Source organism: Streptomyces lydicus, assembly GCF_001729485.1.
Classification (GTDB): domain Bacteria; phylum Actinomycetota; class Actinomycetes; order Streptomycetales; family Streptomycetaceae; genus Streptomyces; species Streptomyces lydicus_D.
Genome location: NZ_CP017157.1, coordinates 7,847,754 through 7,870,110, shown reverse-complemented (window position 1 = coordinate 7,870,110; position 22,357 = coordinate 7,847,754). Strand labels below are relative to the sequence as shown.

The following is a 22,357-nucleotide window of genomic DNA, read 5'->3' as shown; positions in this document are numbered from 1 at the left end:
ATGGGAAAGCGCGCCAAACGCCCTGATGGGGCATCGTCCATCTACTTCGGCAAGGACGGCTACTGGCACGGCCGGGTGACCGTCGGAGTCCGGGATGACGGCCGGCCCGATCGTCGCCACGTCATGAGCAAGATCAGTGAAGCGGAAGTCATCAAGAAGGTCCGTGAGCTGGAGAAGCAGCGCGATGCGGGGAAGGTCCGGAAGCCGGGGCGCCCGTGGACCGTGAAGGCGTGGCTCCTCCACTGGGTGGAGGAGATCGCGAAACCGTCGGTGCGAGAGAACACGTACGCCGGATACGAGGTGGCCGTCAGGGTGCACTTGGTCCCCGGCGTCGGTGCTCACCGGCTGGACAAGCTGGAGCCGGAACACCTGGAGCGCTTCTACACGAAGATGCTGGCCAGCGGCAGCAAGCCCGCCACCGCGCACCAGGCCCACCGCACGATCCGCACGGCGCTCAACCACGCCATGCGGCGCGGCCACGTCACCCGCAACGTCGCCATGCTCGCTGTCCCGCCCCGGATCGAGGACGAAGAGGTCGAGCCGTACGACATCGAGGAGGTTCAGCGTCTCCTTGCCGAAGCGGCCAAGCTCCGGAACAGCGCCCGCTGGTCCATCGCTCTCGCCCTGGGGCTGAGGCAGGGGGAGGCGCTGGGCCTGCGCTGGTCGGACGTGGATCTGAATGCGGGCATCCTGCGGGTGCGGAAGAACCGGCTTCGCCCGAAGTACCTCCACGGCTGCGGAGGCGAGTGCGGGCGGAAGCCCGGCTACTGCAAGCAGCGGATCAGGAAGAACGAGGACACGGCGAACACGAAGTCGCGTGCCGGCCGCCGAGTGATCGGGGTACCCGCCGAACTGGCTCGGCTTCTGGAGCTGCACCGGCAGGAGCAAGAGCGCGAGCGAGTGCGGGCTGCACAGGAGTGGCATGAGACGGGCTTCGTCTTCACCTCGCCCATCGGCCAGCCCTTGATGCCCAGCACCGACTACGACGTGTGGAAGCAGTTGCTCACAGACGCGAAGGTGCGCGACGGCCGTTTGCATGATGCTCGACACACGGCCGCCACGGTGCTGCTCATCCTCGGAGTGCCGGAGCGCGTGGTCATGCAGATCATGGGTTGGTCGTCCACGGCGATGGCGGCTCGGTACCAGCACGTGACGGGCGGAATCCTGGCCGACGTGGCACAGCGGGTCGGCGGTCTCATCTGGGAGGTGGCCAAGCCCGTCGCCGACGACGGTTCGGGCGGCTCCGCCGGAGTGCGTTGAGACTGTAGATGAGACTGCGCACGTCGAAGGGCCCCACCGCGAACGGTGGGGCCCTTCGACATCGTGCCCGGTGAGAGCACTGGCGGAGGATACGAGATTCGAACTCGTGAGGGGTTGCCCCCAACACGCTTTCCAAGCGTGCGCCCTAGGCCACTAGGCGAATCCTCCGCCGCAAACAATACAAGACGTTGGGGAGTGCTCGCGAACATGATCCGGGGGAGGGGGGTGGTCGGTGGGTGAGCGGGGGTGGAGAGGGGGAGGTGGGTTCGTTTCTTGGGTGGGGGATCCGCTAGTGTGGTGCGCAGCCCCTCACGTGGCGCTATCTGACTGAACTCCCCCAGGGCCGGAAGGCAGCAAGGGTAGGTCGGCTCTGGCGGGTGCGTGGGGGGCGCTTGCGTTGGCGGACGGGGTCGGGGTCTTTTGTCTGGGCAGGGGCCCGCGCCCGGGGGAAGCCGGGAGCGGGGGAGCGGCCGGGCGTTCGGGGGCGGGCCGGTTGTCAGTGGGGCCCGATATCGTCGTATGCGTGTCGTCCCTTGCGCTGTACCGCCGCTACCGACCCGAGACCTTCGCCGAGGTCATCGGGCAAGAGCACGTGACCGACCCGCTGCAGCAGGCGTTGCGGAACAACCGGGTCAACCACGCGTATCTCTTCAGTGGGCCGCGCGGCTGTGGCAAGACGACCAGTGCGCGGATCCTGGCGCGGTGCTTGAACTGTGAGGAAGGTCCCACTCCCACTCCCTGCGGTACCTGCCAGTCGTGCGTGGACCTGGCCCGCAACGGGCGGGGCTCGATCGATGTGATCGAGATCGACGCGGCGTCCCACGGTGGCGTGGACGACGCCCGTGAGCTGCGCGAGAAGGCGTTCTTCGGGCCGGCGAGCAGCCGGTACAAGATCTACATCATCGACGAGGCGCACATGGTGACCTCGGCGGGCTTCAATGCCCTGCTGAAGGTCGTCGAGGAGCCGCCGGAGCATCTGAAGTTCATCTTCGCCACGACCGAGCCCGAGAAGGTCATCGGGACGATCCGGTCGCGTACGCACCACTATCCGTTCCGGCTGGTGCCGCCGGGCACGCTGCGGGAGTACCTCGCCGAGGTGTGCGGGCGGGAGGACATCCCGGTCGAGGACGGGGTGCTGCCGCTGGTGGTGCGGGCCGGCGCCGGGTCGGTGCGTGACTCGATGTCGGTGATGGACCAGCTGCTCGCCGGGGCCGGTGCCGACGGTGTGACGTATGCCATGGCGACCGCCCTGCTCGGATACACCGACGGGTCGCTGCTGGACTCCGTGGTGGAGGCGTTCGCCGCGGGGGACGGGGCGGCGGCCTTCGAGGTGGTGGACCGCGTCATCGAGGGCGGTAACGATCCGCGGCGGTTCGTGGCCGATCTGCTGGAGCGGCTGCGGGATCTGGTGATCCTGGCGGCGGTGCCGGACGCGGGGGAGAAGGGGCTGATCGACGCCCCGGCGGATGTGGTGGAGCGGATGGCGGCGCAGGCGTCCGTCTTCGGGGCGGCGGAGCTCAGCAGGGCCGCCGACCTGGTCAACACGGGGCTGACGGAGATGCGCGGCGCGACCTCGCCGCGGCTGCAGCTGGAGCTGATCTGTGCGCGGGTGCTGCTGCCCGCGGCGTACGACGACGAGCGGTCGGTGCAGGCGCGGCTCGACCGGCTGGAGCGCGGCGCGGGCGCGGCGCTCGCGGCCGGACGCGGGCCGGCCGGCCACGGAGGAGCCGGGGGCGACCTCGGCGCCGGGCCGGCTCCGGTGGTGAGCGGTGGTGGGCCCGCGGCCGGGTACGTGCCGGGGCCGGAGGCGCATCCGCCGATGCCGGCCGCGGGCCCGTCCGGTCCGGCGGCCGCGCGTGCCGCGGTGCGCGGGGCCGGTGCCGGGGCGCCGGCAGGAAATTCCTCCGCGGGGACGCCCGCGGCCGGGGCGCCGTCCGGTGGACCCGTCCCCGCACCGGCCGCACCGACCGCACCGGCCGCACCGGAGACCGGTGGGGCCGGTGCGCCGGCTCCCGCGGCCGCTCCGGGTACGGAGGGCGCGGGCGGGACCCAGGGAGGCCCTGCGGGCGGCGCGCCCGCGCGGCCCGGAGCGTGGCCCGGCGCGGCCGGCAGAGGAGCCGGTGCCGGCGGCGCGGCCAACGGTGCCGTGGGCAACGGCGGCGCGGCGCGGCAGCCCGGTGGCTGGCCGACGGCCGTAGCGCCCGGACAGGGTGGACAGGGCGGTCAGGGGCCGCAGGGCGGGGGCGCGCCGGCGGGCGGGCCGGCCGCCAATGCGCCCGCACCCCAGCCCGCGCAGCCGGCGGCCGGGGCGCCCGCGCCCGTGGCGCCCACCCCCCAGGCGGGGGCGGCGCAGGGTGCCGCCCAGGTGCGGCAGATGTGGCCGGACATCCTCGACGCGGTCAAGGCCCGCCGGCGCTTCACCTGGATTCTGCTCAGCCAGAACGCCCAGGTCTCCGGCTTCGACGGCACGACCCTGCAGATCGGCTTCCCCAACGCCGGGGCCCGCGACAGCTTCGCCAACGGCGGGAGCGAGGACGTCCTCAAGGACGTGCTCGCCGAGCGGTTCCAGGTGCAGTGGCGGGTCGAGGCCATCGTCGACCCCTCGGGCGGCGCCAACCCGCCGGCCGGCGGTGCCCCCCGCAGCGGCGGTGGCGGCTTCGGCGGGGCGCCTGCCGCACCGGCGCCGTCCGCACCGCAGGCGCCGCCTCAGCACAGCGGTCCGCCGGCGCCCCCGTCGGCCGGTGGCGGTCAGTACGGCCAGGGCGGCGGCACCGGCGGCGGCCAGGGTGCCCGGATGGCACGGGAAGCCGTCGCGCCGTCCGCGTCGGCCGGCGGCGGGTCGGGCGCTGCCGCGCCGGAGCCCTCGTACACCCCGCCCGAGCCCCCGCCGATGTCGATCGAGTACGACATGCCGGCCGAGGACGACCCCGACCTCGTCGACTCCGCGCTCAGCGGCCACGACCTGATCGTTCGCGAGCTGGGCGCCACGGTCGTGGAGGAGTTCACCAATGAGTGAGCACGCGGACGACGAGACGCGGATCGCGCGGCGCTGACGGCCCGTACACGGGGCGTGTTCGTCGCACACGAACGGTGAGTGGACGCGCGCGGGGCGTACACCCGTGCTCCTCCCTACGGCGTAGGGCGCCGGGCCGGTGAAACACGTAGGCTCGGGCTACCGCACCAATCGTTGTCGTACGGCAGGAGTTCCGTCGTGATCCCCGGTGGTCAGCCCAATATGCAGCAGCTGCTTCAGCAGGCTCAGAAGATGCAGCAGGACCTTGCGGCCGCCCAGCAGGAGCTGGCGGAGACGCCCGTGGAGGGTTCCGCGGGCGGCGGCCTCGTCAAGGCCACGGTGACCGGCTCGGGTGAGCTCCAGGGCCTGGTCATCGACCCCAAGGCGATCGACGCCGACTCCGCGGAGGAGACGGCCGAGACCATCGCCGACCTCGTCCTGGCGGCCGTCCGGGACGCCAACGCCAGCGCCCAGCAGCTCCAGCAGCAGAAGCTCGGTCCGCTCGCCCAGGGCCTGGGTGGCGGCGGCATCCCCGGTCTCCCCTTCTGAGGAGTAGCCAACTAGCGTACGCAGTACGGCAGAAGAGAGAGAAGACGTTCCGTGTATGAAGGCGTGGTCCAGGACCTGATCGACGAGTTGGGCAGGCTGCCCGGCGTCGGTCCCAAGAGCGCGCAGCGGATCGCCTTCCACATTCTTCAGGCCGAGCCGACCGATGTCCGCCGGCTCGCGAACGCGCTGATGGAGGTCAAGGCCAAGGTCCGGTTCTGCAGCGTCTGCGGCAACGTGGCGCAGGAGGAGCAGTGCCGGGTCTGCCTGGACCCGCGGCGTGATCCGGCGGTCATCTGTGTCGTGGAGGAGCCCAAGGACGTCGTGGCGATCGAGCGGACCCGTGAGTTCCGCGGCCGCTACCACGTCCTCGGCGGGGCGATCAGCCCGATCGAGGGCGTCGGCCCCGACGACCTGCGGATCCGGGAACTGCTGGCCAGGCTCGCGGACGGCACCGTGACCGAGCTGATCCTGGCCACCGACCCGAACCTCGAGGGCGAGGCCACGGCCACGTATCTGGCCCGCATGATCAAACCCATGGGGCTGAGAGTGACACGGCTGGCGAGCGGGCTGCCGGTCGGAGGCGATCTGGAGTATGCCGACGAGGTCACGCTCGGGCGGGCCTTCGAAGGGAGGAGACTTCTCGATGTCTGACGCCACGCTGCACAACGCGACACAGAACCCGGACGACTTCGCCGTTTCGATCTCCGACTCGATCGAGAGCTTCATCGTCGCCGTCACGGAGGTCGCCAAGGGCGACGAGCCGGACAGCGCGGTGCCCTTCCTGCTGCTGGAGGTCTCCCAGCTGCTGCTCACCGGCGGCCGGCTGGGCGCCCACGAGGACATCGTCCCCGATGAGCGGTACGAACCGGACACCGGTCCGGAACCGGATGTCGACGAGCTGCGTGAGCGTTTCGCGGACCTGCTCGACCCGGTGGACGTCTACTCCGAGGTCTTCGACCCGTACGTCCCGCGCAGCGAGCCGGTCGCCAGCCGGATCTCCGACGATCTGGCCGACATCATCACCGACCTGCGGCACGGCCTGGCGCACTACCGGGCGGGGCGGGTGGTCGAGGCGCTGTGGTGGTGGCAGTTCTCCTACCTCTCCAACTGGGGCCCGACGGCCTCGGCGGCGCTGCGCGCGCTGCAGTCGCTGGTCGCCCACGTACGCCTGGACCAGCCGCTGGACGAGCTGGACGGTCTGGACACCGACAGTGGCGTCGACGGTGACGAGGACCGGCTCGCGGAGGAGGCCGGCAGGGTGATGGCGGCGGAGATCGCCCGGCCGCTGGGGCTACGCGGACCCACCGCCGAGGCGGTCCGCCCGGCAGGCCCGGGCCTGTGACCTGAGTTACGTTTCCGTGTGTACGGGCGCGGAGCGGGCATGTGCTCCGCCGAGCGGGCGCGATGGGGCGTCACGCGGAACCACGGAACGAGCTGTGACCCACAGTGATCAGTGCAATGAGTGGTCGGCCGGTGAGTGGTCGTTCGATGAGCGACCGGTCGGCGGGCGGCCAGTCGGTGCGTGATCGACCGGTGAGTCGGCCATCTCAGGATGTGGTATCAGCGGGGCGGACTCCGCTCGCTCGTTAGACTGAGCCGACCGCAGTACCCCCATTTCCGGGGGTCCGGGAGGAAACTCCCGAAGAGACAGTTGCGAGGAGCGCACGTGGGCCTTGTCGTGCAGAAGTACGGCGGCTCATCCGTTGCGGATGCCGAGGGCATCAAGCGCGTTGCCAAGCGAGTCGTCGAAGCCAAGAAGAACGGCAACCAGGTTGTCGTAGTGGTTTCGGCGATGGGCGACACGACGGACGAGCTGATCGATCTCGCGCAGGAAGTGTCCCCGATTCCGTCGGGGCGCGAGTTCGACATGCTGCTGACCGCCGGAGAGCGGATCTCCATGGCCCTGCTGGCGATGGCGATCAAAAACCTCGGACACGAGGCGCAGTCCTTCACCGGTAGCCAGGCCGGTGTCATCACCGATTCCGTGCACAACAAGGCACGGATCATCGATGTCACGCCGGGCCGGATCAAGACCTCCGTCGACGAGGGCAACATCGCCATCGTCGCCGGCTTCCAGGGTGTGTCCCAGGACAAGAAGGACATCACGACGCTGGGGCGCGGCGGGTCGGACACGACCGCCGTCGCGCTGGCGGCCGCCCTGGACGCCGATGTCTGTGAGATCTACACCGATGTGGACGGTGTCTTCACCGCCGACCCGCGGGTCGTGAAGAAGGCCCGGAAGATCGACTGGATCTCCTTCGAGGACATGCTGGAGCTGGCCAGCTCCGGCTCCAAGGTGCTGCTGCACCGCTGCGTCGAGTACGCACGCCGTTACAACATCCCGATCCACGTCCGCTCGTCCTTCTCGGGGCTTCAGGGCACGTGGGTCAGCAACGAACCGCAAGGGGACCAGCCGATGGAGCAGGCAATCATCTCGGGCGTCGCACACGACACCTCCGAGGCGAAGGTCACGGTCGTCGGGGTTCCGGACAAGCCGGGCGAGGCCGCGCGCATCTTCCGTGCGATCGCGGACTCCGAGGTCAACATCGACATGGTCGTGCAGAACGTGTCGGCCGCCTCGACCGGTCTGACCGACATCTCCTTCACGCTGCCCAAGACCGAGGGCCGCAAGGCCGTCGCGGCCCTGGAGAAGACCCGTGCCGCGGTCGGCTTCGACTCGCTGCGCTACGACGACCAGATCGCCAAGATCTCGCTGGTCGGCGCCGGCATGAAGACCAACCCGGGCGTCACCGCGACGTTCTTCGAGGCGCTGTCGAACGCGGGCGTGAACATCGAGCTCATCTCGACCTCCGAGATCCGCATCTCGGTCGTCACCCGCGCCGATGACGTCAACGAGGCCGTGCGCGCCGTGCACACCGCCTTCGGTCTCGACACGGACAGTGACGAGGCCGTGGTCTATGGCGGCACCGGTCGATGATTCCGGCCGAGGCGGGCCGTCCGTCCCTCGCTGACACCGCGGGGGCGGACGCCCGCACGGCCCGCAAGCCGCATCTCGCCGTCGTCGGCGCCACCGGCGCCGTCGGCTCGGTCCTGCTCGGCATCCTGTCCGAGCGGGCCGACGTCTGGGGCGAGATCCGGCTGATCGCCTCACCCCGCTCGGCCGGCCGCAAGCTGACCGTGCGGGGCGAGCAGGTCGAGGTCGTCGCACTGGGCGAGGATGCCTTCAACGGCATCGACGTCGCGATGTTCGACGTCCCCGACGAGGTCGCCGCGCAGTGGGTGCCGGTCGCGGTGTCCAAGGGCGCGGTGGTCGTGGACAATTCCGGCGCGTTCCGGATGGATCCGGACGTGCCGCTGGTCGTTCCCGAGGTCAATGCGCACACCGCGCGGGTACGCCCGCGCGGCATCATCGCCAACCCCAACTGCACCACGCTGTCGATGATCGTCGCGCTGGGCGCGCTGCACGCCGAGTACGGGTTGAGCGAGCTGATCGTCTCCTCGTACCAGGCCGTCTCCGGGGTGGGGAAGGCCGGCGTGGACACGCTGCGGGCGCAGCTGTCGGCGGTGTGCGGTACGGAACTGGGCGCGAAGCCCGGCGACGTGCGACGGGCCGTCGGGGACACGCTGGGGCCGTTTCCGGCCCCGATCGCGCTCAACGTGGTGCCCTGGGCCGGCACGCTCCAGGAGGACGGTTGGTCCTCCGAGGAGCTCAAGGTCCGGAACGAGACCCGCAAGATCCTGGGGATGCCGGAGCTGCCGGTCACCGCGACCTGTGTGCGGGTGCCGGTGCTGACGACCCACTCGCTCGCCGTGCACGCGCGGTTCGAGAACGAGGTCACGGTCGCCGGCGCGCACGAGATCCTGGCCGCGGCGCCGGGGGTCGTGCTGTGTGACGACCCGGCGGAGGAGGAGTACCCCACTCCGTCCGACGTCGTCGGTACGGACCCGACCTGGGTCGGCCGGGTGCGGCGCTCGCTGGACGATCCGCGGGCGCTGGAGCTGTTCGTCTGCGGGGACAATCTGCGCAAGGGCGCGGCGCTGAACGCCGCGCAGATCGGCGAGTTGCTGGCGGGGGAGCTGCGGCGGTAGCCGGCGGCGGGCCGCGCCGCCGGGCTCCGGGCCCGTGTCGAGCGGATGCACTGTGGGTGTGCCGTGCTGCTGAGTGGGCGCACTATGGGTGTGCCGTGCTGCTGAGTGGGTGTGCCGGGCCGTGGCCGGTGAGGGGCGTGAGGTCACCGCGCCCGGTGGGGCGAGTACCAGCCGTGCGGAGAGCGCGACTTGGCGTAATTGACCGTCGCGGGTGGACCGCCTGGGAGATACTTTGCGGGTCGTGTGAAGATTCTGTGAGCGAATTGCTGGCCCAGACCTCTTGATCTGGGCTGACGATCTGTTCGACCATTCGCTCCCCGCCACACTGCAACCGGCAGTTGGGCGGGGAGCGTCTTTGTGGCCGCCCTCAGGGGGTGGTCCGGGATGTCCGCGGGCCGCTTGGCGGGCCCTCGGGCGTCGGGCAACGCGTCGGGATGAATAGGGCATTCGGGAAGAGCTGGTACGCATGAGGGCATTTGATGCACCGTCAAAAGCGGTGCCTTGCGCGTACAACCCTTACAGGGGGAAGCGTGTCCAACAGGCGTGGCAGAGGTACTCGGATTCACGATCGCGCCAGTGGGCGCCGCAGGGGCGCCGGCGCGTCCCCGTCGGCCCCGCACGGCCGGGGGCATGCCGGTGATCGCCCCCTGGCCCACCACGCGTCCCGCGCAGCTTCCTTCTCAGCGTGGGGACACTGACGAGGCGATGGCAGCGGGCACCACAGTCGACCACCTCACGGAGACCTACCGCGCGCACTACCGCTCGCTGCTCGGTCTCGCGGCGCTGCTCCTCGACGACACCGCCTCCTGCGAGGACGTCGTCCAGGAAGCCTTCATCCGCGTGCACTCCGCGCGCGGGCGGGTGCGCGAACCCGACAAGACCCTCGCCTACCTCCGGCAGACCGTCGTCAATCTCTCCCGCTCCGCGCTGCGCCGCCGCATCCTCGGACTCAAGCTGCTGTCCAAGCCGATGCCCGACATGGCCAGCGCCGAGGAGGGCGCGTACGACCTGCTGGAGCGCGATCAGCTGATCAAGGCGATGCGCGGACTGCAGCGCCGGCAGCGCGAGGTGCTGGTGCTGCGCTACTTCGCCGATATGACCGAGGCGCAGGTGGCCCAGACGCTGGGCATATCGCTCGGCTCGGTCAAGGCGTACGGCTCGCGCGGTATCGCGGCGCTCCGCGTCGCGATGGAGGCTCCGGCATGAGTGGCAAGACGTACGGGAGCGGCAAGACGTACGGGAGCGGCCAGGCGTACGGCCGGAACGGCTCGTTCCCCGCGGGCGCTCCGAACCGTCCGGAGGGTTTGGACGGCCTGGTGGGCCCCGACGGGGCGGACGGCCCGGACGCGGGGCAGGGGGGCGTCCCGTGCGACCCGTCCGGGGAAGCGGGCGATGACATCGGTGTCACGGACAGCTCGGTGGCCGGTACGGAACGTAGGGCCGGCGCGGGACGTGGCACGGAACCAGGGGCCGGCGCGGCACCCGGGGCCGGTGCTGCGGGCCGCCGTGACGCCGAGCGGGACGGTGGCGTCGCCCGTGGCCGCGACCGCGACCGTGACTCCGCCGGTGGCCGTGACTCCGCCGGTGATCGCGCGCAGGACGGCTGGGCGCGGCTGACGGCGCTCGTCCGGGAGGGCGACGCGTACGGCGCCGGGGCGCGGCACGGTGAGCCGTCCGGCGACGCGTACGACGGAGACACCTACGACGAAGAGACCTACGGCGGCGAGGCGTACGACAGGGGCGTGCGCGGCCGGGCGGGGCACGGGCGCGCGACGCCCGGCGACGAGACGCACGACCGCGACACGGGTGCCGAGGTCGCCTTCGGCGGCGGGAGCGGCCGAGGGCGCGGCAGCGGCGACGGGCGCGACCACGGACGCAGCCATCCCACGGGCGGTTCCGGCGGCGGCTTCGGCGACGAGGACGACCTGCGGCGACTGCTGCAGTCCCGCGTCGGCGACCTCGAACCGGCACCGGACGCACTGGACCAGCTGCGCCGCGCGGTCCCCGCACGCCGTCAGCGCCGCCGGCACGCCCTCGTGGGCGCGGCCGCCGCGCTGCTGCTCGGCGGCACGTCCATCCCGGCCATGGTCCACGTCGCCAACCTCGCCGACGGCGCCCCCGACCGGGCCGCCAACGCCGCGAGCAGCCAGAGCGCGCAGAACGGCGCGGAGGGCGCGCACGGGGAGGGCACCGAACAGGCCGGACCGCGGCCGCCCGGCAGGGACGGCACGAAGCCCGGCGCGGACGAGCCCGCGGGCAAGGGCAGGACCACCGAGAAGAACGGCGCGGGCCACGGCGCCGGGGCGGGTACCCCGGCTCCGGACGAGACCATGGACGTCACCTCGCCGGCCTGCTCCCGCGACCAGCTCGGGCAGGGCACCGGCACGGTCCGCCCGGCCGACTCCGCGGGCCGCGTCTACGGCTCGTTCCGCGTGGTGAACACCTCCGGCGCCGCCTGCTCCGTCGAGGGCGGCGGCACCGTCGGCGTGGTCGCCCAGGGCAGCACCAACCCCGACCGCATCCACGTCGTCGACCACACGTCGGGTGATGAGGCGACCGGTCTGCCCGACCCGGCCACCACCCCTGACAAGCTCGTGCTCAAGCCGGGCGAGGCGTACGAGGTGCAGTTCGCCTGGATCCCGGAGTCCGGGGGCGGCACCACCGGGTGCGTCAGCCCGGGACCCTCGCCGACGCCCGACCCCACCAAGGACCCGGGGCAGTCCCCGGACGCCGGGGCCACCACGGCCGGTGACGGCAGCAGCGGCGGCAGCCAGGCGGGCGGCGACGAGGGGACCGCGGGCGGCGGCGGGGCGGCGTCCGGAGGGATCGTTCTCAGCCATACGCCGGAGGCCGGTGAGCCCACGGCGGCGGACGCCAAGGTCTCCGACGCCTGCGCGGGCACGGTCTACCGCACGGAGGCGCTGGCGGCGCAGTGAGGCCGGGCCGGAGGGACGGTGCGGGGCCGGGCCGGGGGGGCGACGCCCGTGTGTGGGGCGCCGGGGCCGCGGGCCGGCGCGGTGTGAGGTCGGGGCCGGTGGGTCCGCCGAGGCCGGTGGGGTGACCCGGTGATCCGAGGGGCTGTGGAGCGGCTGCCGGGCGGCGGCTGCGGGTCCGCCCCGGAGGGGGCGGTGCGGTCGCGCCGGGCGGGACCCGTACCGTTGAGGGCGTGTACCGATTCCTGCTGACCCCGCGGTGGTGGGGAATCAACGTCTTCGCCGTACTGGCGATCCCCTTCTGCATCTTCATGGGCAGCTGGCAGCTGGGTCGCTTCGAGGACCGCGTCGCCACCCACCAGCAGCAGGAGGACCGCTCCGACCGTGCCAAGACCGCGGCGGCCCGCCCGGTCGAGAGCCTGCTCCCGGTCGACAAGATCACGTCGGGACGGCAGGCCAGCGCCCGCGGACACTACGACACCGGTCACCAACTGCTCGTACCGAGCCGCACGTTGAAGGACAACCACGGCGAGCGACAGGGCTTCTACGTCCTCAGCCTGCTGCGTACGGACCACGGCAAGGCCCTCCCGGTCGTACGGGGCTGGCTGCCCGGCGACGCCGGCGCGAAGACCGATACGGCGAAGGTGCCGGCGCCGCCCAAGGGCGAAGTGACGGTCACCGGCGCGCTGCAGGCTTCCGAGAACCAGGGGACCGACGGCGTACAGGCGGGCGGCGGCCTGCCGCAGGGGCAGCTCGGCATGATCAGCGCCGCTTCGCTGGTCAACATCGTGCCGTACGAGGTCTACGACGCCTGGATCACGCTCACCGACGCCCAGGCCCCGCTGCGCGCCGTCCCGCCGGCCGCGGCCGAGGGCAGCGGCCTGGACCTCAAGGCGTTCCAGAACCTCGGCTACACCGGGGAGTGGTTCGTCTTCGCCGGCTTCGTCGTCTTCATGTGGTTCCGCCTCTTCCGCCGCGAGGCCGAAGCGGCCAAGGACGCGGCCCTGGGCCTCCTGCCGGAGGGGGAGGCGGAGCGGGCGCTTGCGCCGGAGGCGGAGGCGGAGGCGAAGGCCGAGGCGAAGCCTGCACCGGAGACGGACGCTGGGGCGGGAGCCGAGGTCGAGGCAGAGGCAGAGGCAGATGCGGGGGCAGAGGCGGGGGCGGGGCGGGGGTGAGCGGGTGGGGGGGCGCGGTTGCGCTCCCCGGGGGGGGCCTCCCCCCCCGCCCCCACCCCACCCCTCCCCCTTGCCCCCCTTTTTTTTGCGACGGTGTCGCACCTGGTCGTCGGGCGTATGACCGTTGTAGCCGCAATGCGATCGGCGTGCCACGGTAGGCCGTATGGCAGGCAAGCACCCGCATCCGCACGGTCCTGATCGCCACGCCCCGCACGACGCCGACACCGGCCACGGCCCCGTCGGCCATGGCGCCGGCCACCACCCGCGCAAGGCCGGCGGCGAGACCCTCAGCCAGGGCGGCGGCTACCCGCACGACGCGCACCACGTTCGCGCCGGCCACGACGCCCACGACGCCCACCACGTTCCCAGCGTCGTCCACCCGCACGCCGGGTCGCGTGGCGGGCCGGAGGCTTCGCGTGGGCACGCGCACCGGCACGGCGCGTGGTGGGCGCGGGTGCGGCATCGGGTCGGGCATGTGGTCGTGCCGCACAGTCACGAGACCGTGGACAAGGTCGATGCGGCGATGGAGACCTCACGAGAGGGCATGCGCACGCTGTGGCTGTCGCTCGGGGTGCTGGGGCTGACCTGCGCGGTGCAGGCGGCGATCGTCGCGGTGTCGGGGTCGGTGGCGCTGCTCGGTGACACCCTCCACAACGGTGCCGACGCCCTCACCGCGGTGCCCCTGGGCATCGCCTTCGTCCTCGGCCGCCGGGCCGCAAACCGCCGCTACACCTACGGCTACGGCCGTGCCGAGGACCTCGCGGGTATCGCCATCGTGCTGACCATCGCGGTCTCCTCCCTCCTGGCCGCCTACGAGGCGGTCGATCGTCTGCTGCACCCCCATGAGGTGACGCACCTGTGGGCGGTGGCCCTCGCCGCCGTGGCCGGGTTCGTCGGCAACGAGTGGGTGGCCCGCTACCGCATCCGCACCGGCCGCAGGATCGGCTCCGCCGCCCTGGTCGCCGACGGCCTGCACGCCCGCACCGACGGCTTCACCTCCCTCGCCGTACTCCTCGGCGCCGGCGGCACCGCCCTCGGCTGGCGCCTGGCCGACCCCCTCATCGGTCTGCTCATCACCGCCGCCATCCTCATGGTGCTGCGGGACGCGGCCCGCGAGGTCTACCGGCGCCTGATGGACTCCGTCGATCCCGCGCTCCTCGACACCGCGGAGAACGCCCTGCACGCCGTGGAAGGCGTGCGCGGCATCGGGCAGGTCCGCATGCGGTGGATCGGGCACCGCCTGCGCGCCGAGGCCGAGATCGTCGTCGACTCCGCTCTGACGGTGGTGCAGGCGCACGCCCTCGCCGTCGCCGCGGAACACGCTCTGATCCACGCCGTGCCCCGGCTCACGGCCGCGACCGTGCACACCGACCACACCGCCGCCGCGGGCACGGACCCGCATGCCGCCCTCGCCCATCACGCCCCTCACAGCGCCGCCTGAGCGAGGGCTTGTTCTTCTCCTTCCGGTCGGGGTCCGGTTCCGCTCCGTGTTTTTCGTGTCCTCCGGGGGGCGTCAGTCGGCCTCCGGGTCAGTGCTGCTGGTTCGTGGCGGGCTCGGGGTGGTCGGTGCCGGGCTTGAGGTGGCGTTGGGCGAAGTCGAGTTCCAGGCGGACCTGCTTGATGCGCTCCTCCACCACGAGGGAGCCATGACCGGCGTCATAGCGGTAGACCTCGTGCGGGTGGCCGCGCTGCTCCAGCCGCTTGACGTAGTTCTCCACCTGCCGGATCGGGCAGCGGGGGTCGTTGACGCCCGCGGAGATGTAGACGGGGGCCCGGACCGCCTCGACGTAGGTCAGCGGGGACGACGCCTCGAAGCGCTCGGGGACCTCCTCGGGGGTGCCGCCCAGGAGGGTGCGGTCCATCGCCTTGAGGGCCTCCATCTCGTCGTTGTACGCCGTGACGTAGTCCGCGACCGGGACCGCCGCCAGGCCCACGGCCCACGCGTCCGGCTGCGTGCCGAGGCCCAGCAGGGTGAGATAGCCGCCCCAGGAGCCGCCCGCCAGCACCAGCCGCTCCGGATCCGCCAGACCGGACGACACCGCCCACGCGCGCACCGCGGCGATGTCCTCCAGCTCGATCAGGCCCACGCGGTGCTTCAGGGCGTCCGTCCACGCCCGGCCGTAGCCCGTCGAGCCGCGGTAGTTGACGCGGACGACCGCGAAGCCGTGGTCCACCCAGGCCGCCGGGGACGAGGCGAAGGCATCGCTGTCGTGCCAGGTCGGACCGCCGTGGATGTCGAAGACCGTGGGGAAGGGGCCCTCCCCGGGCGGCTGCTGGACCAGGGCGTGGATCCGGCCGCCGGGGCCCTCCACCCACACGTCCCGCACCGCCACCGAGGCGGGTGCCGCCGCGCCGGGCGGGTCCAGGACGACCTTGCCGCTGGTCGAACGGACCTCCGGCGGCTGGGCGGCCGACGACCAGAGGAACTCGACGGTGCCGTCCGGCCGCGCCGTCGCGCCGGAGACCGTGCCGGCCGGGGTCTCGACCCGGGTCAGGGACCGGCCGGCCGCGCCGGACAGGTCGAAGCGCCACAGCTCGCTGCGCGCCTGGTATTCGTGCTCCACCAGCAGGGCGGAGCCGTCCGGATACCAGTCGGCGCCCACATCGCCGGGGAGGTCGATCTCCAGCGGCGTCTCCACGCCCGTCAGCGGGTCCCAGATCATGGGCTCCCAGCGGCCCCGCCGCTGATGTCCCACCAGCAGCCGGGAGTCACCGTCCACCGGTGCGAAACCCATCACCGACAGGCCCAGCTCCTCGGTCCCGCCCTTGGTGTCGTCCAGCTCCGCGACCGTGGAGCCGTCCGCGCGCACCACACGGATCGCGGAGTGCATCGCGTCGCCGTGCTCGGTGTGCTCCAGGGCGATCAGCGAGCCGTCGTGCGAGAGATCACCGACGCCCGCCGACTCGCGGTGGCGGTAGATCTCCACCGGCGGCTGCCCCGGCCGGACGAGGTGGACCGTCGAGCCGTCCTCGTCGGTCGAGCGCCCGACGACCGCCGTGCCGTCCCGGCCGATCGCCAGACCCCCCGGGTACGACGGGTCGAGACCCGGGGTGGCGGGCTCGTCCGGGCCGCCGGCGAACGGCTGCCGCATCCAGACGCCGAACTCGTCGCCGTCGGTGTCCGAGAACCACCAGATCCACTCGCCGTCCGGCGACAGTGTGCCGTCCGTCGTGCCGTTCGGCCGGTCCGTGGCCTGGCGCTGCCGGCCGGTCGCCCGGTCCCAGGCGTACAGCTCGAAGGTGCCGGTGGCGTTCGAGACGAACAGGGAGCGGTCCGGGGCGTCCTCGGCCCAGTCCGGCAGCCCGATCCGCGGGGCGCGGAAGCGCTTCTCCCAGTCCGGCACGGCGTCGCCCGCTATCGGGGCGGCCTGGCCCGACACCGTCACGGAGGAGCGGCCGGCTTCGGTCGTCGGAGGGTTCGGCTCGGTGGAGTGGTCGGGGCCCGCGGTCGTCTCGTCAGTCATGGGCCCATTCTGCGCCCGGCAGCCCAAATGCGTTGGCGAGGGCCCCAAGCCTGTGGATAACTTCGTGATATGCGAAGACACAACGGCCCCGACGACTGGCGGGAAGCCAATCGCGCCAGGTGGGACGAGCGGGTCGCCCTCCACACCGCGAGCGATTTTTACGACCAGGACCGGTTCCGCCGGGTCCGGGACGTACTCCGGGCCTTCGAGACCGCCGAGGTCGGTGACGTCACCGGCCGGTCCCTGCTGCACCTCCAGTGCCACTTCGGCCAGGACACCCTCTCCTGGGCCCACCGCGGCGCCGCCCGCGTCGTCGGCCTGGACTTCTCCGAACCGGCCGTCGAGGCAGCGCGCGAACTCGCCGCCGAACTCGGCTACGGCCCGGACCGCGCGGCGTTCGTCGCCGCCGACGTCTACGACGCCGCCGAAGCCGTCCCGGACGATGCCTACGACATCGTCTACACCGGCATCGGCGCCCTGAACTGGCTGCCGGACCTGGAGCGGTGGGCCGACACCGCCGCCTCGCTCGTCGCGCCCGGCGGCTTCCTCTACCTCGCCGAGTTCCACCCGCTGTGCGACGCCCTGGACGACGAGACCGGCTCGCGCATCGTCCACGACTACTTCAGCCGCGACGCCTGGGTCGACGAAGTGCCCGGCAGCTACACCGACTTCGACGCGCCGACGGTCAACAACCGCAGCGTCGAATGGCAGCACCCGATCGGCGAGGTGGTCTCCGCCCTGGCCGGCGCCGGCCTGCACCTGGAGTTCCTGCACGAGCACGACCTGACGATGTTCCAGCGCTTCGGCGCGCTGCGGCGGGCCGACGACGGCTTCTACCGGTTCCCCGGCGACCGTCCCCGCGTCCCGCTGATGTACTCGCTGCGGGCCCGCCGCCCGCGCTGACACCCGCCGGGGCGGCGCCGCCGGCCCCGCACGCGGCGGCTAATCTGTCGGCCCGGCGCTGCCGCGCGACGTCCCGCGCGGCGGCCGCCGGGCGAGAGGGACGAGCCAACGCCGTGCGGCCGGGCGCCGCACGGAACGGAACGACGGGGGTCAGTTGTGCGGATGCCGATACGTCTCGCGGGTGCCGCGGGCATGAGCGCGCTCATGCTGCTGGCGGTGGGATGCGCGGGCGGGGACGCCGGCCGGCAGCCGGCAGCGGCCGAATCCGTCACGCCCGCCAAGCCGCTGCCGATGAAGCCCACGCCGCGCCGGGCCACCTGGACCGGCACCGACCACACGGCGCATCCCCTGCGGCTCACGCCCACCCGGCTGGCCCGCGGCTCCGACTCCGACCTGTCGCACATCCGGCTGGACGGCGACCTGAAGGGGATGGTGCCGTACTACCTCACCTTCTCCTACACCAACACCGGCAAGGGCACGGTGAAGAACCTGTCGCCGGAGCGGAACTTCTCCGTCAACGGCACCGACGGCCAGGCCGCCCAGGCCGTCTCGCTGTTCCGGTCCAACCCCCTCGCCACCGGCTCCGGGCTGCCGCCCGAGTGCCGCGAGAGCGGCAAGTCCGAGCTGGCGGCCGGGGCCACCGCCGCGATCTGCCAGATCTTCATGCTGCCCAAGAGCCAGCAGCCGGCCACCGTCTCCTACAAGGACGACGGCGGTGACACCCTCATGTGGCAGGTCGGCGGCGCCAAGGGCGGCCCCGGCGGGGTGCTGGACCCCGACATGCCCGCCGACGGCATCACCACGGACAGCCGCGACCGCCCCGTGTCGCTGCGCATCACCCCCAAGGGTGTGCGGACCGGCTCGCTCGCCGACCTGAGCCGCTTCGACCTGGACGCGGACCAGAAGAAGATGACCCCGTACTACGTCACGATGCAGTACCGCAACAGCGGCAAGTACGACGTGCTGCCGAGCATGAGTGACGGCGTGACGCTGCGGACCACCGGCGGCCGGACCGTGCAGAAGATGACGCTGATCGACATCGGCGGCCCCGGGGTCGCGAAATGCCCCGCGGCCGTCCCCGACAAGATGGTGAAGCCGAACGGCGTGGTCACCGAGTGCTCCGTCCACCTGCTGCCGAAGGGCGACACCCCGGCCGCCGTCGTCTTCACCGGTGACGGCCACGACTCCCCGTCGGTCACCTGGCGGGCGCAGGTCGACGGCGGGAAGTAGAAGTCGGCGGGAAGTGGGCGGCGCCGGGGAGCAGGCGACGGCCGCAAGTGCGCGGCCCGGGGCGGTGGTTGACGGTGCGGGGCGGTGGCGGCCCCGCACCGGTGGTGGCTCAGCGCAGGCGCAGGGGCAGCGCGTTCAGCCGCCAGCTGCCCGGCACCGGCGTGCGCTCCAGGGCGTCCGGCGCGACGGCCAATGACAGGTCGGGGAAACGCCGGAACAAGGCGCCCAAGGCGACCTCGCCCTCCTGTTTGGCGAGCGTCGCGCCCAGACAGTAGTGCGCCCCGTGACCGAACCCCACGTGGTTCTCGGCGTGGCCGGCGGGGTGCCGGGTCAGGTCCAGGCGGTCGGGGTCGGCGTAGTGGCGCGGGTCGCGGTTCGCCGAGACCAGGATGAGCTGGACGGCGTCCCCCTGGCGGATCCGGACGCCCGCCAGCTCGACGTCCTCGGCGGCGTAGCGCAGCTGCGTCATGTGCACCGGGCCGCACCAGCGCATCAACTCGTGCACCGCGCGCGGCAGCAGCGCCGGGTCGTCCTTGAGCAGCCGCAGCTGGTCGGGGTGGGTGAGCAGGGCCGCCGTGCCGTTGCCGATGAGGTGCGCGGTGGTCTCGTGGCCGGCCAGCACGACGGTGAGGACCATGGTGACCATCTCGACGTCGCTGAGCCGGCTGCCGTCGTCGTCATGGGTCCGGATCAGCTCGCTGAGCAGGTCGTCGGTGAGCGCCCGGCGGCGCGCCCCGATCAGCTCGTGGATGTGGTCGATCATCGCCGGGAAGGACCGGCTCAGCCGGTCCGGCTGGAGCGAGACCAGGTCGGCACCCCAGGCGCGCCACTGCGGGCGGTCCTCCTCGGGGATGCCGACCAGCTCGCAGATGACGGTGATCGGCAGGGGGTAGGCGAAGTGCTGGATCAGGTCGACGACGCCGTCCTCGGCGTGCTCCGGCAGGCGGGCCAGCAGCTCGTCGGCTATCTGCGCGACGCGCGGCCGCAGACCGGTGATCTTCCGCGCGGTGAAGGCCCGGGAGACCAGGCGGCGCAGCCGGGTGTGGTCGGGGGCGTCGTTGTTGAGGATCGAGCCGAGCAGATAGACGCGCAGGTGCTCGGGGAAACCCATCATGTCCATCAGCCGGGACATCGGGGTGTCCTCGGGGGCCGCGCCCAGCGCCGAGGAGACCGGATTGTTCAGGAACCGCTGGTCGCGCAGGACCTCGCGGACCTCCTCGAAGCGCGTCACGAACCACACGGGTGAGTCGTCCAGGAACCGTCCCCGCACGACCGGGCCCTGCTCGCGCAGCGCGCCGTAACCCGCGAACGGGTCACTGATCAGCGCGGGGTCCATCAGGTTCGGCTCGCCGGGGTGCTTGCCGACGTGCTCGGTGAACGCGTTGCTGGGTAATGCCGACATCGTTCGTTCTCCTCCGGTTGGGAGTGGCGGTGAGTCGGGGCGGGCCCGGCGCGGTGCCCGTGGTGCGGGCGCGCGACGGGGAGTCGGCCGGTGGGGGTGGTCAGCGGCGCAGTTGCCGGTCCATCTCCTGCTCGCTCAGCTCGGTCAGCTCCTCGTAGAGGGCGATGACGTCCGGAGCGGCAGCCGCGGCGGCGTCGTGCCGGCCGGCGCTGTCGGGCGTCTCCAGCGCGCAGTGCACGGCCCGGGCGAGGAGCCCGGCGCGTACCTCCGGGGACTCCGGGGCACGGTCGCCGTGCAGCGCCTCGGACGTGACGAAGCCGGTGGCGAGCGCCAGCAGCGTGTACCGCTGGTGCCGGACGTCGGTGTCGGCACGCACCAGGCCGTGCGCGCGCAGCACCTCCAGATGGCGGCACAGGGTCCGGTCGCTGTGCGCCATCAGCTCCGCGAACTCCTGCTTCGCGGTGTCATTGAGCCGGCCGAGGGTGTCGGAGTCGCCGGTGTGGACGGCGCGCAGCGCCGGCTCGCCCAGGAAGTCACGGAACAGCCCGCTGACCACGCGGCTGGGCAGGACCTCCAGCGGGTCGGCGCGCATCCGCGCCAACTGGCGGTGCCGGCCCCGGGACTGGACCTTCAGCACGACCGCCAGCAGCAGCGCGTCCTTGGTCCTCCAGTGCAGATAGACCGTGCCCTTGCCGACCTTGGCGCGTCGGGCGATCTCGTCGATGGTCACCCGCCCGTACCCCCAGGCGAGCAGCAGCTCCTCGGCCGCCCGCAGGATGCGCTCGGCGCGCTCCGCGCGTTCCACGGCTCCCCCTCCGACTCCGTGACCAGATTTCGAATCTGGTCACGGAGTCAAAAGTAGGCCGGTGGCCGCCCGGCGGGCAATGCGCTTTCCGGCCAGTGGGGTCGCGCCAAGTGGAAGCCCCGACCAGGGACGGGGGGCACCTGGTCGGGGCGGTCGGAGGGCGGGCGGCGGGGTCAGAGGGCGTTCAGTCGCACGGCGGAGGCCATCGCCAGATAACCGGCGTCGCTGGGGTGCAGACCGTCCTGGGAGACGTAACCGGGGCGGGCGCGGGAGGGCTGCCGCGGGTCGGTCAGCACCCGGTCGGCGTCCAGGACGGCGTCGTAGGCGTGGCTGGTGCGGATCCAGTGGTTGAGCTCCCGGCGGACCTTGTCGCCGGCGGGGGTGGTGAACGGGAAGACCGCGGCGGTGAGCGGCAGGATCGTCACGCCGATGGCCTTCACACCGTGCGCGTGCGCCTCGCGGATCAGGGCACGGTGGCCGTCGATCAGCTGGCGGGCGGTGACCTGCGGGCGGCTCTTGGCGCACCGGTCGCCGTCCCGCGGGCGGGACAGGTCGTTCGCGCCGAGGTGGATGAAGACCGTGCGCAGCGCGGCGCGTTCGCGCAGCTCGCGCTCGAAGCGGGCGATGCCCTTCTCGCCGTAGCAGGGGGAGTCGTGCAGCAGCCGGTCGCCGGCCAGACCGGCGTTGGTCATGCCCTGGGGGCGGCCGGCGGCGATGAGGCGCTCGACGAGCTTGTCGGAGAAGCGGTTGTCGGTGCCGGGGCTGGTCCCCACGCCGTCCATCAGGGAGTCGCCGAAGACCATCAGCGACGAGCCGGAGCCGGTCACCTCGGCGGCGGTCAGGTAGTACCAGGCGTGTGAGGTACGGCGGCCGAAGGCGTCGTCGGCCGGGCTGCGCAGCAGGTCACCGGGGGCGCGGTAGGAGGTGGCCGTGGTGAAGCGGTGCAGCGTGGCCGGGCCGGTCGGGGCGGTGAAACGCAGGGAGACGGTGAGCTTCTCCAGGTTGCTGGTGGGCAGGTCGACGGCGTCGGTGACGGTGTCACGGCCGGTGGGGACGGTGACCGTGCGGGCGCCGTGGAAGGTGAGGGTGCGTACGGTGCCGGGGCGCGCCTTGGCGTCACCGTCCGACCGGGCCACGGTCGCACCGGCCAGGCGCAGCGGCCGGGTGCCGTAGGCGTTGGAGAAGCGCAGCCGCAGGGTGGGGCCGCCGACGCTGAGCCGGATCACCTGGCGCAGCGTCTCGTTGCCGAAGCCCTTCCGGGACCAGTTGGGGCCGTCCTGCGCGTCGTCCGTCGCCTGCTGCACGGCGGCCCCCCAGGTGGCGATCCACTGCGGGGCCCGGGCGGCGGCCGGCGCGGCCCGTTCGGCACGCGGTGCCGGCGCCGGCGGGGCGCAGGCACCGGTCAGCGCCACGGCCAGGGCCGTGGCCAGCGTCATCACGGCGGTGGCCTGGAGAGGGCGGACGGCCGGGTGCGGGTGCCGGCCGGGTTCGCGGGGCGCGGTGGTGTGTCGGCGCCACAGTCGCATCGAAAGCTCCTTGTTCTGCGCGGATCGAGTTGGTGGATCACCCCCGT

17 protein-coding genes, 1 tRNA gene and 1 other RNA gene are annotated in these 22,357 nt (G+C 72.5%); 14 read left to right on the top strand and 5 right to left on the bottom strand.

Annotated features, from left to right (window positions below; translation table 11 throughout):
• The gene (locus SL103_RS34090; RefSeq protein WP_069572837.1) at positions 1 to 1,260 is read left to right on the top strand and encodes a tyrosine-type recombinase/integrase; all 1,260 of its coding nucleotides are present in this window, start codon (positions 1 to 3) and stop codon (positions 1,258 to 1,260) included.
• A gap of 80 nt (positions 1,261 to 1,340) precedes the next feature.
• Here SL103_RS34090 and SL103_RS34085 read toward each other — a convergent pair.
• A tRNA-Ser gene (locus SL103_RS34085) sits at positions 1,341 to 1,428 on the bottom strand.
• A gap of 132 nt (positions 1,429 to 1,560) precedes the next feature.
• Here SL103_RS34085 and ffs point away from each other — a divergent pair.
• From ffs to SL103_RS34030, 11 genes are all read left to right on the top strand, one after another.
• Positions 1,561 to 1,659: signal recognition particle sRNA small type (gene ffs / locus SL103_RS34080), an RNA gene on the top strand.
• Positions 1,660 to 1,783: 124 nt separating this feature from the next.
• Positions 1,784 to 4,276: a DNA polymerase III subunit gamma and tau gene (locus SL103_RS34075; RefSeq protein ID WP_069572835.1), complete on the top strand. Its 2,493-nt coding sequence runs from the start codon at positions 1,784 to 1,786 to the stop codon at positions 4,274 to 4,276.
• 195 nt (positions 4,277 to 4,471) lie between these two features.
• Complete coding sequence (locus SL103_RS34070) at positions 4,472 to 4,822, top strand: YbaB/EbfC family nucleoid-associated protein (RefSeq protein WP_079146129.1); 351 nt, start codon at positions 4,472 to 4,474, stop codon at positions 4,820 to 4,822.
• A gap of 51 nt (positions 4,823 to 4,873) precedes the next feature.
• Entirely contained in the window at positions 4,874 to 5,473 is a 600-nt protein-coding gene (gene recR / locus SL103_RS34065; protein WP_006604196.1) for a recombination mediator RecR, read from the top strand.
• On the top strand, positions 5,466 to 6,164 hold the full coding sequence (locus tag SL103_RS34060) for a DUF5063 domain-containing protein (RefSeq protein ID WP_069572833.1): 699 nt from the start codon (positions 5,466 to 5,468) through the stop codon (positions 6,162 to 6,164). The genes recR and SL103_RS34060 overlap by 8 nt, the downstream gene beginning before the upstream one ends.
• Before the next feature lie 324 nt (positions 6,165 to 6,488).
• Positions 6,489 to 7,760: an aspartate kinase gene (locus SL103_RS34055; protein ID WP_069572832.1), complete on the top strand. Its 1,272-nt coding sequence runs from the start codon at positions 6,489 to 6,491 to the stop codon at positions 7,758 to 7,760.
• Complete coding sequence (locus SL103_RS34050; protein WP_079146128.1) at positions 7,757 to 8,872, top strand: aspartate-semialdehyde dehydrogenase; 1,116 nt, start codon at positions 7,757 to 7,759, stop codon at positions 8,870 to 8,872. Before SL103_RS34055 ends, SL103_RS34050 begins: the two co-directional genes overlap by 4 nt.
• Before the next feature lie 543 nt (positions 8,873 to 9,415).
• Complete coding sequence (locus tag SL103_RS34045) at positions 9,416 to 10,078, top strand: SigE family RNA polymerase sigma factor (protein WP_208870008.1); 663 nt, start codon at positions 9,416 to 9,418, stop codon at positions 10,076 to 10,078.
• The gene (locus tag SL103_RS39075) at positions 10,075 to 11,808 is read left to right on the top strand and encodes a hypothetical protein (protein ID WP_244304107.1); all 1,734 of its coding nucleotides are present in this window, start codon (positions 10,075 to 10,077) and stop codon (positions 11,806 to 11,808) included. The genes SL103_RS34045 and SL103_RS39075 overlap by 4 nt, the downstream gene beginning before the upstream one ends.
• Positions 11,809 to 12,038: 230 nt before the next feature.
• Entirely contained in the window at positions 12,039 to 12,980 is a 942-nt protein-coding gene (locus tag SL103_RS34035; RefSeq protein WP_079146127.1) for an SURF1 family protein, read from the top strand.
• Positions 12,981 to 13,143: 163 nt separating this feature from the next.
• Positions 13,144 to 14,421, top strand: coding sequence for a cation diffusion facilitator family transporter (locus tag SL103_RS34030; RefSeq protein WP_244304106.1), 1,278 nt, complete (start codon positions 13,144 to 13,146; stop codon positions 14,419 to 14,421).
• 88 nt (positions 14,422 to 14,509) lie between these two features.
• Here the strand turns inward: SL103_RS34030 and SL103_RS34025 are convergent, their stop codons facing one another.
• A complete protein-coding gene (locus tag SL103_RS34025; protein ID WP_432215379.1) occupies positions 14,510 to 16,444 on the bottom strand; it encodes a S9 family peptidase in 1,935 nt (644 codons plus the stop codon).
• Positions 16,445 to 16,513: 69 nt separating this feature from the next.
• Between SL103_RS34025 and SL103_RS34020 the strand changes: the two genes are divergently transcribed.
• Both SL103_RS34020 and SL103_RS34015 read left to right on the top strand, forming a co-directional pair.
• A complete protein-coding gene (locus SL103_RS34020; protein ID WP_069572829.1) occupies positions 16,514 to 17,347 on the top strand; it encodes a class I SAM-dependent methyltransferase in 834 nt (277 codons plus the stop codon).
• Between the two features lie 192 nt (positions 17,348 to 17,539).
• The gene (locus SL103_RS34015) at positions 17,540 to 18,577 is read left to right on the top strand and encodes a hypothetical protein (protein WP_244304105.1); all 1,038 of its coding nucleotides are present in this window, start codon (positions 17,540 to 17,542) and stop codon (positions 18,575 to 18,577) included.
• A 109-nt stretch (positions 18,578 to 18,686) separates the two neighbouring features.
• On the opposite strand, the gene SL103_RS34010 is transcribed toward SL103_RS34015, so the two are convergent.
• From SL103_RS34010 to SL103_RS34000, 3 genes are all read right to left on the bottom strand, one after another.
• Positions 18,687 to 19,979 (bottom strand): cytochrome P450 family protein, encoded by a 1,293-nt coding sequence (locus SL103_RS34010; protein ID WP_069572827.1) that lies wholly within the window; start codon positions 19,977 to 19,979, stop codon positions 18,687 to 18,689.
• Positions 19,980 to 20,079: 100 nt separating this feature from the next.
• On the bottom strand, positions 20,080 to 20,784 hold the full coding sequence (locus SL103_RS34005; protein WP_069572825.1) for a TetR/AcrR family transcriptional regulator: 705 nt from the start codon (positions 20,782 to 20,784) through the stop codon (positions 20,080 to 20,082).
• Positions 20,785 to 20,957: 173 nt separating this feature from the next.
• The gene (locus SL103_RS34000; RefSeq protein ID WP_079146126.1) at positions 20,958 to 22,310 is read right to left on the bottom strand and encodes an SGNH/GDSL hydrolase family protein; all 1,353 of its coding nucleotides are present in this window, start codon (positions 22,308 to 22,310) and stop codon (positions 20,958 to 20,960) included.
• Between the last annotated feature and the right edge of the window lie 47 nt (positions 22,311 to 22,357).